Raw genomic sequence first — 14,823 nt, 5'->3', positions numbered from 1 at the left:
TTATCAATCAGGCACCCCTTAGATGACCTTCAGCATCAGGCAGGATGTGAATTTCAGCTTCCGGTTGCATCGATTCCCGCGTCCGGAATGCGCTAATATTACGGCATGCCCAACGTTACAACCAGTCTCACCGCCAGCCCGCTGACAAGAGCAGTACGCTGGACTCGTCTTCTGCTTCACATCGCTTCCGGATTGATTCAATCCGCGATCTATCCGCATGTCGGTCAAAGGACCCAGAGACGCATGGCGCAAAAATGGTCAGTGCGGCTTCTTTCAATTCTGGGAGTCAGGGTGCGCCATCAAGGAATATTGCCTGCCGCGGGAACCCAGCGCGTAATGCTGGCGGCTAATCATGTATCCTGGCTGGACGTGTATTCGATTATCAGCGTATGCCCCGCCCGGTTTGTCGCAAAATCTGAAATCCGGGGCTGGCCCCTGTTTGGTTGGCTGAGCAATAATGTGGGCACCTTGTTCATCGAGCGCACGAAGCGCAGAGACACGGCCAGAATAAACGACCACATTTCAGAGGCGCTCAACAACGGCGACCGGGTAGCGGTATTTCCCGAGGGCGGTACCAGCGATGGCACCGTACTCCATCATTTCCATGCCTCGTTGCTGCAACCCGCCGTGACCGTGTCGGCGATGCTGCATCCGGTGGCAATCCGCTACACCGACACGGCGGGTAACATCAGCAAGGCTGCGGCATACTTTCGTATCTCATTACTTGAATCGGTAAGACAAGTATTGAGCCAGCCACATATCGATGTCGAACTCGTCTTTACGGAGGCGATCGATAGTCATGGGAAAAATCGCCGCGAGCTTGCAAGAAGCGCGGAGCACGCTATTGCCAATGCCTTGTCGCTCCCCCTGCCCCACACTCCGTCTGGAAAACCTTCCGATCCTCCAGACGAACAGCCGTAAGACTGCCTCCCCATAAGCACCCGGTATCGAGCGCCATCAGATTGGCCCTGATCTCTAGACCCAGAGCTGACCAATGACCGCAGATGACGGTTGCCTTCCGGCTGGCTCGCTCCGGCACGTCGAACCAGGGCAAATAGCCGGGAGGAATGTCCTTGACCGAACCCTTGTGGGCAAAATCCATTCTTCCATGGGGAGTGCACACGCGCATCCGCGTCATGGCATTGACGATTACACGCAGGCGTTCATATCCGTGGAGGGTTTCATTCCAGTGGTCCGGCCGGTTCCCGTACATCTGACGGCAGAATTCATGGAATTCGCTTCCCCGTAAGGCGCTCTCTACCAGCGCAGCAAGCACTTGCGCCTGTTCGATACTCCAGGAAGGCAACAGGCCGGCGTGCACCATGACGTAGTTTCCGTCCACATGCAACAGCTTCTGTCGCCGCAGCCAATCGAGCAATTCATCCCGATCGGGTGCATCGAGGATGTTCTGCAAGGTATCGCTCCGGCTTAGCTCCGCGCACCCTTCCGCAACCAGGAGCAGATGCAGATCATGATTGCCCAGTACCATTATTGCAGAGTCGTTCAACTCTTTTACGAAGCGCAATACCGAGAGCGAGTCCGGTCCCCGGTTGACCAGGTCTCCCACCAGCCACAGCTTGTCTTTCGTCTCGTCGAAACGAACCAGGTCGAGGAGTTCCCGGAACTCGCGATAGCAACCTTGCAAGTCACCGACTGCGTAAATGGCCATGAGATGGAAAAACGATTACCAACAGGCTGAAGGCAACGAAATGAACCGGTTATCTTGAAAAAACAAGGGCGATATGAAATTCTCCCCATCGCCCGCCGCATCCCGCTCCGGCTTCAACTTCCCAACAGGTCATTTGGACTGGCTGACCATGTAGTCGACCACCGCCTTGACGTCGTCATCAGACAGCCCCGCGTTTCCACCTTTGGGCGGCATGGCATTCTTGCCTTTCAATGCGCTGGTATAAAGCGTCTCCGTACCTGCCTTGATGCGGGGCGCCCACGCTGCATTGTCTCCCACTTTGGGTGCGCCGGCGGCGCCGGTGGCATGACAGGCGGAGCAACTGGCGGTGTAAATTTTCTTGGCTTTTTCCGCCGGGTCTTCCGCCGCAGGAGCGGCGCTGGCAGTTGCGGGAGGGGCCGCAGCCACGACTGTGCCTTCCCCTGTTTGCGCTGCGGACTGGGTGGAATCGCCTGCAATCACCAGCTTGCCTACCGGATGAAGACGCCTCGCTACGGCTTCTTCCGAAAAAGCGGGACTGCTTGGATCCATGGAGCTTTCACCGATGGCAAACCGCCCGATCAATGATAAGACAACGACTGGAACTATGAAAGCGGCCAGGACAACAACAATCAACTGACCCGGTGTCTGGATAGGCGTGGAATGCCCTTCGTCTTCAACGTCGCTCACAATAACTCCCCAGTAATAAACGTTAAGAATGTTTATTGTATAGGTTCATGTATTCAAGCAAAAGCGGTTTTATTCAGGTTGGACGGAGGGGTTAAAAAGCGTTATCCTATGCGCCCGATTCAAAAATGCCTTCCATCCGCGCCCATAGCTCAGCTGGATAGAGTACCGCCCTCCGAAGGCGGGGGTCACACGTTCGAATCGTGTTGGGCGCGCCATTCTTGTTCACCCTTGGAAAATACTCCAAGTAATTGGAAGATAAAGCAATGAACTTGATCTTCAACCGTACCTGCGGAAGGCTATAACCTGAAGCAAAGATTCATCAGGCCACGTACTCTCACCAACCGCTATGTGAAATACGCAAGCTTTACGGTTAAATGGAAATCTGGCCGGTTATGTTTCTTCTGCAGCCCGGTCCAGATATCTCGCTCCTTCCACCGGTTTGAGGAATTACCAGAATCTGTGTGCTGATGCGCTCCTTGAGCATTGGGACATGCGAGATCACGCCGATCAACTTACCCTCCTGCTGCAGGCTCGCAAGAGTTTCCAGAGCGGTATCCAATGCTTCTTCATCCAGCGTGCCGAAGCCTTCATCCAGAAAAAGCGAATCCACGCGAACGTTTTTGCTGGCCATGTGAGACAGTCCCAACGCCAGCGACAAGCTGACGATGAAACTCTCGCCACCTGAAAGGTTTTTCGTGGACCGAATCTCACCCGCCTGATAGTTGTCGACAACGTTGAGTTCCAGAGGCTCAGTATCATCGCGAACCAGCAGATAGCGATCGGTCATTTTCTGCAACTGCCGGTTGGCATGACCGATCATCATCTCGAAGGTCAGTCCCTGGGCAAAATTCCGGTATTTCTTTCCGTCCGCCGAGCCAATCAATTCGTGTAGATTTTCCCATCGGCGGCACTCTATCTTTTGAGCCCCGATAGCCGTTTGCTTTGCCTCCAGCCGTTCCTTGGCAGCAGCATTCTCGTTCAGTTTGTGTTTAAGTCGAATAGTAGTATCCCGCAGCTGTTTCAGGGACTCCTCGGAATCCTTGAATTGCGGTTCCAGTTCCTCAAGAGATTTGTCGGTAATCTTCCTGGCAGCTTCCGTAGCCAAGCGCGCTTCCCGATCCTTTTGTCTGGCCTTGAGATCTATTTGGTGACCGTCCAGATTTTTTGCCCTTGCAGATAGCGCATCCCTTTGCCCAATCGGGAGCCTGGCTTCAAGAAACTGTTTTTCACCCGAAAAACCAGCTAATCCCAATGCTTCTGTAAATCCGGCTTCCAGTTCCTTCAGCTCCGGGTCTCTTTGACCAATGCGCTTTTTCAGAGATTCAATTTGAGTCTTGGCAGCATTCAATTTCTGCTGAAGATCATGATGCAGGACTCTGGCCTTCCTTTCAGCCTCCTCTGAAACGGAAATACTCTTGTTCAAACGCCGTTCTTCATCATCAGGATCTTTATCACCGTACAATTCTTTCCGCTCTTTGCATCCAGCGGCGCAATCCTCTTTGAGGGACTGCAGACATTCCCGTTTTTCATTCAATGCATTGCTTTGAGTTTCAATGACTGCGTCCAACCTTTTCAACTCGCTATCGAAATCTCCGATCTGTTTCTCGATATCAGTCTTTCTCTTGATCTGTATCTGCCATGCTTTAACGCGTTCTCGCAAGGATTCCAGCAGTGCTGAAACATTGGAATCCAGAATTTCCTCAATGCCGAGCGGTTGGAGTTTGGCTGATACAGTCTGCTTCAGTCCGGTAATATCAGTTTGGAGTTTTTCCAGATATTCCTGCAGCCCGGCCAGGACTTGCCCGGCAGTTTTTTTGTCATTAACTGCTGTTATTTCCTGCTTTTCACCGTCCATCAAATTTTTACGGGCTGTGCCTTCGTCTTCCTCAAAATGTCTGATAGCGGTTTCATGATCCTCAGCCTTGCTTATCAGTTCAGTGAGCGCCCCAATCTTCCGTTCGATTTCATCGGGAATAGGGACGTTGCCTTCCGCAAAGGGATGCTCCGTTGCGCCACAAAGCGGACAGGGTTTGCCATCTTCCAATCTGGCTCGGTGATCTTCAAGTTCCGCTATTTTTTTCAGAAAAACCATTTCTCGAAGCAGGGTTTCCTTTTCTGCACGGTATTCACGCAACAGCCGGTCACCCAATAACTGGTTTAATTTATCTTTGCCTTGTTGGAGATTCTTTGAGACGTTCTCCAGCTCCTGTTTCCGAGCCTCGCATTGCTTCCGGCAGGCAGCTAGTTTTCTTGTTGCCTGTTCCAGAGCCGTCACTGCCTTCTCTTTATCGACCTCTTTTTTTGCTATTTCCTTTTGCCTGGAGAGCAAATTTTCCAGTTGTTCCTCAACACCGGCCAGACCGCTTATCAGCCACTCATCCCGAGCGTTCTCCTTGAGATAATCTTCAGCAACCTTCAGATTCTTTTCAGCATCGGCGCGTTTCACCTGTTCTTTCAGCTTGACCTCTCTGTCAGCATCGATCTGTTTCGTGTCTTTCCTGCAGCTGTCTTCATCTTTCGAAATAGCCTTTTTCTGATCGGCAAGCGTCTGATCGAGCGAACGGACCTTCCTGATGAGCGGTAAAGCAGCTTCCAGCTCCGCTTTGGCTCTGGTGGACTGCTGCTCAGCCAATTTCAGGGATTCAGCCTGTTCCTTTGCAGAGGATGCCAGTTGAGGAAGGACTGCTTCCTCAGTTTTCACTGCCTTCTGCTCATCCGCATGTTGTGTTCGGATTGCTGTCAACGTCGCGTAGGAACCTTCCAGTGACGCTGCCTGAATTGCCCGGCTGAGTTTGTCACGCTCTGGTTTAAAAATGTCGATGTCGGCTTGCAGTTTGCTCGCTTCTGCTGTCAGATCCTCGATTTCCCTCCTCAGTCCATCTACGGCCTTCAGCCACGTGATGGCTTTATCCGTATCCATTAATTTTCTGGTCAGAGCGGACTCTTCTTTCTGTTTTAACTCGAGTTCTTGTTGAATATCTTTTTCCTGTTCCTGCTCCAGAATCACGATACCGGCTGTTTCAGCCTGAAGCAGGTTCAGTTTCTCCCGCTCTTCACGCTGGCGCTCATGGACGCGGATCGATATTTTGCTATAAATCTCCGTGCCCGTTATCTGCTCCAGGATCGGCGCTCGCTCATCGGGTAAAGCCTGCAGGAATGCGGCAAAGCCTCCCTGAGCCAGCAACATGGAGCGGGTGAATTGGTCGAAATCCATACCGGTAGCCGCCTCGATCCGGTCAGCAACTCCCTTGATTTTGGATTCGAAAATCTTCCCCGAATCGGCATGAGCAATCTCATGTTTCGGAGCCTGTAGTTCTCCATCCGGTTTTTTACGTGCCCGGTGCTGGCTCCAGTGGCAACGGAAACGACCGGCCTGTGTCTCAAACGTCACTTCAGCAAAACATTCGCCGATCTGACGGGACATTATCTCGTTTCCGCTTTTGGTGACCTTGCTCAACCGAGGGGTCCGCCCGTAGAGAGCGAGGCAGATGGCATCGAGGATGGTTGTCTTCCCGGCACCGGTCGGACCGGTGATGGCAAAAATACCGTCGGAGGTAAAGGCGGGATGCGTCAGGTCGATTTCCCATTCACCCATCAGCGAGTTCAGATTCTTGAATCGTACCTGCAATATCTTCATCGACAGCCTCTCTATTCCGCTTGCATGTCGTCCTCATAGAGAGACGAAAGCGCTTCCTGATAAGCACGAAGTAATTCTGGCCGCTGGTCTTCAGGCACTTCATGTACGGTCAGGCATCGCTCGAATACGTCATTCACACTGAGATCGTCCAGTGTTTCTTCTTCATGGATTTTTCCAAGGACGCGATCGATAACAGGGTTGTTCTTCACCCGCAGAATTTCCATTTGGGTGTCGGTAATGGCGATTTCCAGGCGCTCGCGCAGGTCGCCGATTACTTCTTCACCTTCGTAGATGACTTCGAGCCATGCTTGAGAGCCGGTCTCTGACAGTTTACGAATCTGAGTGGAGATGCTGTCCCAGTCTCCCTTGATACGTTCGAGCTTCTGAAACACCGGCACATCGATCAATTGAACAGACGCGGCGGTACTGTGGAATTCAACCTGGCAAACGCTCTTCTGTTGTCTGGCCTCCCCGAACCCCATGGGGAGAGGAGAGCCACTGTATCGCATGATCTCGGAACCGTTTACCTTCTGCGGGACATGGAGGTGGCCCAGCGCAAGGTAGTTGAAGCATTCAGGAAAAATCCCCGCACTCACCTGAGCCAGCGAACCGACATACAGGTCCCGCACGCCGTCACCCTCGATAGTTTGCCCTCCGGCGGCGAAAAGGTGGCCCGTGGCAACGATGGGAATATCCACCCCGAGTTCCACACGCTTCTGTTCAGCCAGGGCGGCTATGGCAGCGTAGTGATCGCGAATACCGACGAGCAGCTTCCGTTCCTTATCCTCGACACTCTCGCCGGCTTCCGCCACGCGGATGTCTTTGTCACGAAGATACGGCACGGCGCAAACAATTAGCTCGGGCACCCCTTGCTCATTTCGGAGTACCAGTACTTCATCTTCAAGGGATGCTGAGGGGCTACCGATCACATGGACATCAAGGGCTTTGAGCAGCGCCCTGGGTGCATTCAGAAATGAAGGGGAATCGTGATTACCCGCGACGATGACCACATGGCGGCAGGGTGAAGCTGCTATCTTCCAGAGAAAGCGGTAGTAGAGCTCCTGGGCACGATTGCTTGGAGCACTGGTATCAAAGATATCACCGGCTACCAGGAGGACATCGATTTCGTTCCTCTGAATCGTTTCTGCCAGCCACGTCAGAAATGCCTCGAATTCCTCGTACCGCTTTCTGCCATATAGGGTCCGGCCGATGTGCCAGTCGGAGGTATGGAAGAGTTTCATCCTGTTATCCAGCGGCCGAAGGGACGAAGCATTCCATGTATTCCTCCCGCTAATTTTTGAGTCTCATCATATCGGCCAGAAGATCTCTCCTGACTCAGGTAGTTCTGCTGGTAATTCTGCTGGTTGTGCGTGTTCAAACCCCGGGTATCGGTTCACCGATCCCTGGATTCTAACTTAACCAGCTTTCTAACTTACACAGCCCCTCCCGCAGCCGGCTGCACAAACCGCTCAAACTGCTCTAAAGGCAGAGGCCGGCTGAACAGGTACCCCTGATAAGCAGTACAACCGTGGCTAGCAAGAAAATCTTTTTGTGCTCCGGTTTCCACTCCTTCGGCAATTACCGCCAACCCCATGCTTTTAGCAAGGAGCAGGATCGTTCGAACGATCGTTGCATCATTATTATCGGTCAGCACGTCTCTCACAAATGACCGATCAATTTTTACCCAATCCAGCGGCAGACGTTTCAGATAGTAGAGTGAGGAATAGCCGATGCCAAAGTCATCCAGCGCAAAGCCCACCCCTCGGGCTTTGAGTGTCATCATTTTTGCAATGGTATCGTCCATATCATGGACCAGAATGCTTTCGGTAAGCTCAAGCTTGAGTCTTTGTGGATTGGCGCCTGTGCGGTCGAGTATTGAAATTACTTGCTCGACAAAATCGGGCTGGCAAAACTGGAGGGAACTGACATTCACAGAGAGATTGAGCTGTACTGTCTCCGGTTGAAGTGCCCAGCTTGCCAGTTGGTTGCATGCGGTTTCCAGCACCCACTCGCCCAAAGGAAGAATCAGACCGGTTTCCTCTGCCTGTGGAATGAATTCGGAGGGGGGCAAAAGACCCCGGCGCGGGTGCTGCCATCGCACCAGCGCTTCAGCACCGATAATCCCCCGGCTGTCCACCTGCAGCTGATAATGGAGAATGAACTCGTTTCTCTCCCAGCTTTTGTATAACTCCGACTCGAGAATGGCTCGGGCATTCATTGCTGCTTGCATGTCCGGATCGAAAAAACGCATGGCATTGCGGCCCGATGCTTTTGCCTGATACATAGCGAGGTCTGCCCGCTTCAGGAGTTCGTTTGTTGTTTGGGACTGATCGTTAAACAGTGCAATACCGATGCTGGGTGTAATGTGATGGATGTATGGATCGAGATTAAACGGCTGAATGAAGGCGCTGCGTATCCTTTCGCAAATGGTGCTTATCTGGGTAAGAGCCTCATCATGATCTTCGCCAAAGTCACCCATCAATATCACCACAAACTCATCTCCGCCCAAGCGAGCTACCGTATCGCTTTCGCGTACGCAAGAGGACAGGCGCGGCGCGACCTGCCGAAGCAGCAGGTCACCCATGTCATGCCCCAGCGTATCATTCAGCAGCTTGAAGTTATCGAGGTCGATAAACAGTAACGCGCCCATGCGCTGATTGCGAGCACTCACCGCTAATGCATGCCCGAGGCGATCCAGCAAGAGCCGCCTATTGGGCAAACCCGTCAAAGAATCGTATAAGGCGAGATGCAGGATTTCGTTCTCGGCGCTCTTGCGCTGGGTAATATCTGTATTGATCGCGAAGATAGCCTGAGGCTCTCCGTCGTCATTTCTGACCAGCGTCCAATGGGCCTCCACGTTCAGCATACTCTGGTCCCTGCGTCGCTGCGCAAGTTCTCCTCTCCATTCGCCGGAACTGAGCAGCGCCCGGTTTGCTTCATCGAAAACGGCAACATTGTCATATAACATCTCAACCTCTCTTCCCATCACCTCTTCGGACGTCCATCCATAGAGCCGTTCCGCGCCTTGGTTCCAGAATTCAATACAATTATCCATTCCGAAAACAATGATCGCATCCGTTGCCTTGTCGAGAAGGGAAGCTTGCTGGCGGATACGAACGTGGGCTTCCTGCCGCGCCTGCTCAGACTCCTTGCGTTCGGTAATATCGCGGAAATAAACAGTCAAGCCTTCTTCAGATGGATAAGCATGTACCTCGAACCATTCATCCAGTGGAACGTAGAATTCCTCAAACGTCACTGTCCTGTTTTCCATGAGTGCCCGATGGTATTCGCGATCAAAGGTTGTTCCTGCTGTCTCTTTGAATTCTTCCCAGCACACCCTTCCCAGAAGATCCTCGCGATTACGCTGTAGCAGATTCTCGGCTTCCTTATTCACATAGGTGAAACGCCATTCCCGATCCAGGGTATAAAACGCGTCAGTAATACTTTCCAAAATCCTCTCTGTGCGAAGCTTCGCATTTGAAAGCTCGCGTGTTGTTGCCTGCTGCTCCTCCATGGCCAACAGCAGTTTTTTATTTACATGTCCCAGTGCCGCAGCCTTCTCTTTGTTCCCCGAAAGGACAAAGGAAACCATGGCAGTCAACATGCTGACCACGAATCCGCCCAGCAGAACGAGGAGTGCCTCGTAATTCTTTATTGCTTTTTCAAATGCAGGACGGGAGGATGCTTCGAGCGCCCATGTTTGACCATATAAGGATATAGGTATGACCCGTTTAAATTTAGGTACGGGCGACGGCCCAGATCGATGTTTTACGCTGTCGAAAAGAAGAGAATCCTCTGCCATTGCTTTTCCATCGAAAATTCTCAGATCGAGGATATCAAGTTCGCTCCCAAGGGTGGCGCGTACGAAGTCAACCATTCTGAACGGAGCATATACATAGCCACCCAATGATGCGCGCCTTTCTTCCACCGTTTTCGGCAGATTTGCAGCACCATAGTAGGGGAGATACATAAGGACGCCTGCCTGAATATCCTCACCGGTTTCCTGCACGAGCTTCACTTTGCGGGTAAGCGCGACTTCTCCCGTATCGCGCGCACGGGACATGGCGGCGCGTCGAACAGCATTTGAAAACATGTCATATCCGAACGCACGCAGATTTGATCCCGTAAAGGGTTCGAGATATATGATGGAGGTATACTCCTGGCGCGGGGTTCCAGGCCAGACTTTGTAGGACGGAAAACCTTCCGCGCGTACTTCTTCAGTATGGGCGGCAAGCCCTGACCGCGGGATATATTTGGCGAAACCGATACCGTGAATGCCCGGATACCGGTCGTTTATTCGCAGTGCATTCACATATGTGCGCCATTCGTTCCGGGAAACGGAGGGGGAGGCAAGCAGGTGTCCCAGCGCCCCTTTCAACACCTGTTCATACCCTGAAAAGTGATGCTCGATCTTGTGAATGACTTCTGCTACCCGCTTATCAAATCGAGTATTTTCATGCCGTTCCTGCAGATCCTGTACGACAGACCAGCTCGCTAGGGTAAGCGACATAAAAATCACGAAAGTGAGAGCGGCGATAGCCGGTCGGGAGGGCGGACGCCCGCCAGGGATATGGGGATTGTGGATCTCTGTATCCATCACTCAAGGCTGATGCTTCAATGGTCACGCTAAAATTCCTCAAGCTGGCAATCTAACTCACATGGGGTTTTACGGATAAATGGATAAGGGATACTAAAAATGCCAAGTTTTACCTTTTGCGTGGTCCGTCGATTTGTTAGAAATGTCGAGCGGGTTAAACAAAAACCCGCCGGAGCGGGTTTTGAGAGGAAGTGGCAGTTACCGTCGCTCGAGGAGGCGGAGGTACCCGAAGCGGAGGAACAGTCTCTCTAAATCTCTACTCTCGCCCCTAGTTCAAGTACACGGTTTGCCGGCAGTTTGAAGTATTCCGCGGCGTTGCTGGCGTTGCGCACCATGGCCGCGAACAGGCGCTCACGCCACAGGGACATGCCCGTACCCGGACTGGGTACCACGATCTCGCGACTCAGGAAGTAGGAGGTCCTCAAGGGTTCGAACACGAGGCCATGCGGTTCACACAATTCGAGTGCGTACGGCAGATTCGCTTCATCCTTGAAGCCGTACCGCACCGTGATCTGGTAACAGTTTTCCATAAGTGGCTTTATCGAGATGCGCTGTTCTACCGGCACCCAGGGAGTTTCCTGGTATGTCACCGTGAGGAAAACCACACGCTCGTGCAGGACCTGATTATGGGCAAGATTATGCAACAGGGCGTGGGGTACACCGTCAGGATTGGCCGTCAAGAAAACCGAGGTCCCCGCGACCCGCGTGGGGGGATGCGCAATAAGCGATTCGAGGAAGGACTGGAGCGGTATGGCAACGGAGCGCAGGTGATCGACCAGCATTTGTCGTCCACGACTCCAGGTGATCATGATGAAAAAAATGACGGACCCGATTACGAGCGGGAACCAGCCCCCCTGGGCAACTTTCAGTATGGTGGCGGAGAAGAATGCGCTGTCGATCGCCAGGAAAAATGCAGTTACCAGGATGCCCAGGAGGAATGGATAATTCCAGACATAGCGGAGCACGAAAAAAGTGAGTGTGGTTTCGATAACCATCGTGGTCGTGACCGCTACGCCATATGCCGAGGCAAGATTGGAGGATGAACCGAATCCCAGTACCGCCATGAGAACAACCGACAGCAAAGTCCAGTTGACAAACGGGATGTATATCTGCCCGATTTTACGTTCAGAGGTGTGCCGGATCTGCATGCGCGGCAGGAAGCCCAATTGAATAGCTTGCCGGGTCACCGAGAAAACGCCGGAGATGACAGATTGCGAGGCGATCACGGTGGCGGCAGTCGCCAGCCCTACCGCACCATAAAGCGCCCAGGAAGGAAACAGCAGAAAGAAAGGATTGGAAATCGCGGCTGGATTGGCGAGCAGCAGCGCGCCTTGTCCCAGATAATTCAAAGTCAGGGCGGGAAGGACTCCTCCATACCACGCCAACCGGATCGGCTTCGCCCCGAAGTGTCCCATATCCGCATAAAGCGCCTCCCCGCCTGTCACTGCCAGCACCACCGCACCCAGGGCAATAAATGCCAGCCAGCCATTACTGATACAAAAGGCAAAGGCATACATGGGATTGAATGCGGCGACGATCTGGGGTGCGCCCGCAATATTGATCAAACCCACAAGTCCGAGGCTGACGAACCATATCACCATGACAGGTCCGAACAAGGCGCCAATTCCCCCCGTTCCTCGCTGTTGCAACATGAAAAGCGCGATCAGCACAACCACGGTGATGGGTAGCACATAAGGCTGGAGCAACGGTGTTGCAACTTCAAGACCCTCGACTGCGCTCAATACCGAAATGGCAGGCGTGATAACACCGTCGCCAAAAAACAGTGCTGCCCCGAATGCGCCGATGAGAAACAGAATGTTGTGCAAGCGCGGACGGTCTGTGACGGATGAACTGGCCAGCGATAGCAGCGCCATGATCCCACCTTCACCGTGATTGTCGGCCCGCAGGATCAACGTTACGTATTTGAGCGACACCACGATCATGATCGTCCAGAAAATGAGCGAAATGATGCCGATCACGTTGCTCTCGGTGACAGCAAGTCCATGGATGGGGTCGAAAACCGTCTTCATGACATATAACGGACTTGTTCCGATATCCCCGTAAACCACTCCCAGCGCGGCCAGGCACAGCAGACTTAGAGGCTGGCGCTCGAGAGAATGTCCCGATGGCATCTGTTGATTCGTCATGTTGATTAACGTTGACTCAGCCCTCGCCTCGGGCAAGCAGCGGAAAGAAAGGATAAATACTTCGCGGCTGGCAAAACCACAAGTTTCTTGTTTCGGCCTTTGGCAAGGAGGCCAGGAGTCGATATTGCGCGTTTACTATCTTCCGACAGGCGTGGTACCGCATTTGTAATTGATAGGAAACAGGCCTATGGACATTTTACACGACCTGCACATGCTGATGGCAAAAGCAGTTTTGACGACATCCTGCTCCTCTCCCCCCCTTCCTCTTTTGGGCTGTCTCTTTTTGTTGGCTATCGCACCGACCGGAACTGCTCTCTTCCTTATTATTTGCGGAATCGTTCTCCGTATTACGATTCCTGCAAATCATGAAATTGGATTAATTATAGGAGAGAACCATGGCCTACACAGATCGTGACACCTACGGCATGTACAAAAACTACGGCAAGGAAGGCAAGGGACCTGGTCCCCGTCTGATGGGCGCCGACACTCTTATTGGCGAGGATGTATATAACACCAGGGACGAAGACCTTGGGGATATCAAGGAAATCATGCTCGATATGAACAACGGCAAAATCGCCTACGCGGTATTGTCCTTCGGGGGATTGATGGGAATGGGAGACAAGCTCTTTGCCGTGCCCTGGGGCGCTCTGACGCTCGATACAGAGAACAAGCGCTTCATCCTCGATGTGGATAAGGAACGCCTCGACTCCGCGCCGGGATTCGATAAGGACGACTGGCCCGACATGGCGGACACCTCCTGGCAGAATACAATCAATTCCTACTATGGAACGAAGACTTATACCGAGTCTTCCCGCACGAAGCAGCCGACGGACACTCCCGACACGCCGTATGAGCAAACGCCTTATACAACAATCCAGTCTTCGGGCATGGATTCGGGCAGGGTGAAATAAACAAGAGCCAGACAATTGCATCCTCCTTCAATGCCTCACCGCTCCCTGAATTCCAGGCGCATTGAGCGTTGCTATGTTCCGCCCCTGTCCTTCACAGTGGGCGCCGGTGGAGTAGCGCTCGCAACTGCCCGAAGCAACCACGCTCCTGATCGCCGAGCCGGCGACTGATAGTTACGAGAGCTGCAGAACCTGATTCATGGCCCTGAGCGAAGTGGGTCGTCCGCTGCGTTTGGCCAACATCATATTCGGCGCCTGGTTGATTCCCGCCCCCCTTCTGTTGACCGGTTACACCGGACTGGGAGCGGTAGCCAACGTCACGGCGGGCGTATTGCTGATTCTGCTCGCACTGCCGGTCGGCCCGATCAGGAGCCATTATGGCGCTTGGGATCGCTGGAATTCCATCGGAGCAGTACGGCGTAATTGATAAGGCCAAACCGGTACCGAGTAGGACACCGAAATCTTGCGAAGACGGCGCTTATCAATCTCCTGCTCGCAGCGTGTCGGGAGAAACGACGGCTTGAAGCAGTAACTCCCCGAGATTATGGTTTCCTTTTTTCTGCGCGAACCACCATATCGCACCTTTCCGGATGGTCCATTGCCCCGGATCACCTGACATGAGCAAAGCGGCGACTTCTCCGAGCGTAGGCTGATGACCTACCACGAGTACCGCGCCTTTCGCATCAGGCCATCCTGCTGCCTTCAGAACCGCCTTCGGGGAAACACCGGGACCGATTTCCCCGACCGTCTCGAAATCCTTGCTGAGTGCGGAAGCCGTCTGCTGGGTACGCTGGGTTGGGCTGACGATGATGCGTGTGTTCTTTGGCAACCTCGGCTTGAGCCAGGCGGCAACGAGGTCAGCCTGTTTTCGCCCTTTATCGGTAAGTTCCCGCGCACTATCGGGAACGCCCTCCTCAGCCTCGGCATGACGCCACAATATGAGCTCCATGAGCTTCTCCTGAGAGCTGTTGTAATATTTGGAAGTATAGAGGAGATTCAGTGCTTGTCGTGTTCATATCAGGAGCAGCATCCAAGTCAGAACAAGATGAGGCTCTGTTACCGCCACTCTCAGGGTACGTACGGAAGCGGAAGGCCACGCGAAACGGACCGGTTGTTTGATGAACTGATTGTAACGCGCTAGGATCCGAATCAGATCGGGACAGTCACGGGAGTGGCAG

At 53.1% G+C, this 14,823-nt stretch carries 10 protein-coding genes and 1 tRNA gene; 4 read left to right on the top strand and 7 right to left on the bottom strand.

Annotated features, from left to right (window positions below; translation table 11 throughout):
• Window positions 1–105: 105 nt before the first annotated feature.
• Window positions 106–921, top strand: coding sequence for a lysophospholipid acyltransferase family protein (locus NMUL_RS01080; RefSeq protein WP_049783047.1), 816 nt, complete (start codon window positions 106–108; stop codon window positions 919–921).
• Here the strand turns inward: NMUL_RS01080 and NMUL_RS01075 are convergent.
• Window positions 842–1,669: a symmetrical bis(5'-nucleosyl)-tetraphosphatase gene (locus NMUL_RS01075; protein ID WP_011379568.1), complete on the bottom strand. Its 828-nt coding sequence runs from the start codon at window positions 1,667–1,669 to the stop codon at window positions 842–844. The genes NMUL_RS01080 and NMUL_RS01075 overlap by 80 nt on opposite strands.
• Window positions 1,670–1,798: 129 nt before the next feature.
• The gene (locus NMUL_RS01070; protein WP_011379567.1) at window positions 1,799–2,356 is read right to left on the bottom strand and encodes a c-type cytochrome; all 558 of its coding nucleotides are present in this window, start codon (window positions 2,354–2,356) and stop codon (window positions 1,799–1,801) included.
• Between the two features lie 138 nt (window positions 2,357–2,494).
• Between NMUL_RS01070 and NMUL_RS01065 the strand changes: the two genes are divergently transcribed.
• Window positions 2,495–2,571 (top strand) — tRNA-Arg (locus NMUL_RS01065).
• A 155-nt stretch (window positions 2,572–2,726) separates the two neighbouring features.
• Here the strand turns inward: NMUL_RS01065 and NMUL_RS01060 are convergent.
• The 4 genes from NMUL_RS01060 to NMUL_RS01045 all read right to left on the bottom strand — a co-directional run bounded on the left by NMUL_RS01060 (window position 2,727) and on the right by NMUL_RS01045 (window position 12,737).
• Entirely contained in the window at window positions 2,727–5,993 is a 3,267-nt protein-coding gene (locus NMUL_RS01060) for an AAA family ATPase (RefSeq protein ID WP_011379566.1), read from the bottom strand.
• Between the two features lie 11 nt (window positions 5,994–6,004).
• Complete coding sequence (locus NMUL_RS01055; RefSeq protein ID WP_011379565.1) at window positions 6,005–7,234, bottom strand: exonuclease SbcCD subunit D C-terminal domain-containing protein; 1,230 nt, start codon at window positions 7,232–7,234, stop codon at window positions 6,005–6,007.
• A 191-nt stretch (window positions 7,235–7,425) separates the two neighbouring features.
• Entirely contained in the window at window positions 7,426–10,590 is a 3,165-nt protein-coding gene (locus NMUL_RS14770; protein ID WP_011379564.1) for a bifunctional diguanylate cyclase/phosphodiesterase, read from the bottom strand.
• A 248-nt stretch (window positions 10,591–10,838) separates the two neighbouring features.
• On the bottom strand, window positions 10,839–12,737 hold the full coding sequence (locus NMUL_RS01045) for a potassium transporter Kup (RefSeq protein ID WP_011379563.1): 1,899 nt from the start codon (window positions 12,735–12,737) through the stop codon (window positions 10,839–10,841).
• A 395-nt stretch (window positions 12,738–13,132) separates the two neighbouring features.
• Here NMUL_RS01045 and NMUL_RS01040 point away from each other — a divergent pair, with 395 nt between their 5' ends.
• Window positions 13,133–13,648: a PRC-barrel domain-containing protein gene (locus NMUL_RS01040; protein ID WP_011379562.1), complete on the top strand. Its 516-nt coding sequence runs from the start codon at window positions 13,133–13,135 to the stop codon at window positions 13,646–13,648.
• Window positions 13,649–13,844: 196 nt separating this feature from the next.
• Window positions 13,845–14,072 carry a hypothetical protein gene (locus NMUL_RS01035; RefSeq protein WP_011379561.1) on the top strand — a complete coding sequence of 76 codons (228 nt, stop codon included), beginning with the start codon at window positions 13,845–13,847 and terminating at the stop codon, window positions 14,070–14,072.
• A 54-nt stretch (window positions 14,073–14,126) separates the two neighbouring features.
• Here the strand turns inward: NMUL_RS01035 and sixA are convergent, their stop codons facing one another.
• The gene (gene sixA, locus NMUL_RS01030) at window positions 14,127–14,594 is read right to left on the bottom strand and encodes a phosphohistidine phosphatase SixA (RefSeq protein ID WP_011379560.1); all 468 of its coding nucleotides are present in this window, start codon (window positions 14,592–14,594) and stop codon (window positions 14,127–14,129) included.
• Window positions 14,595–14,823 lie beyond the last annotated feature (229 nt).

This window comes from Nitrosospira multiformis ATCC 25196, assembly GCF_000196355.1.
GTDB classification, from domain to species: Bacteria; Pseudomonadota; Gammaproteobacteria; order Burkholderiales; family Nitrosomonadaceae; genus Nitrosospira; species Nitrosospira multiformis.
The sequence above is the reverse complement of the archived record's forward strand: the minus strand, read 5'-3'. Positions and strand labels throughout refer to the sequence as shown.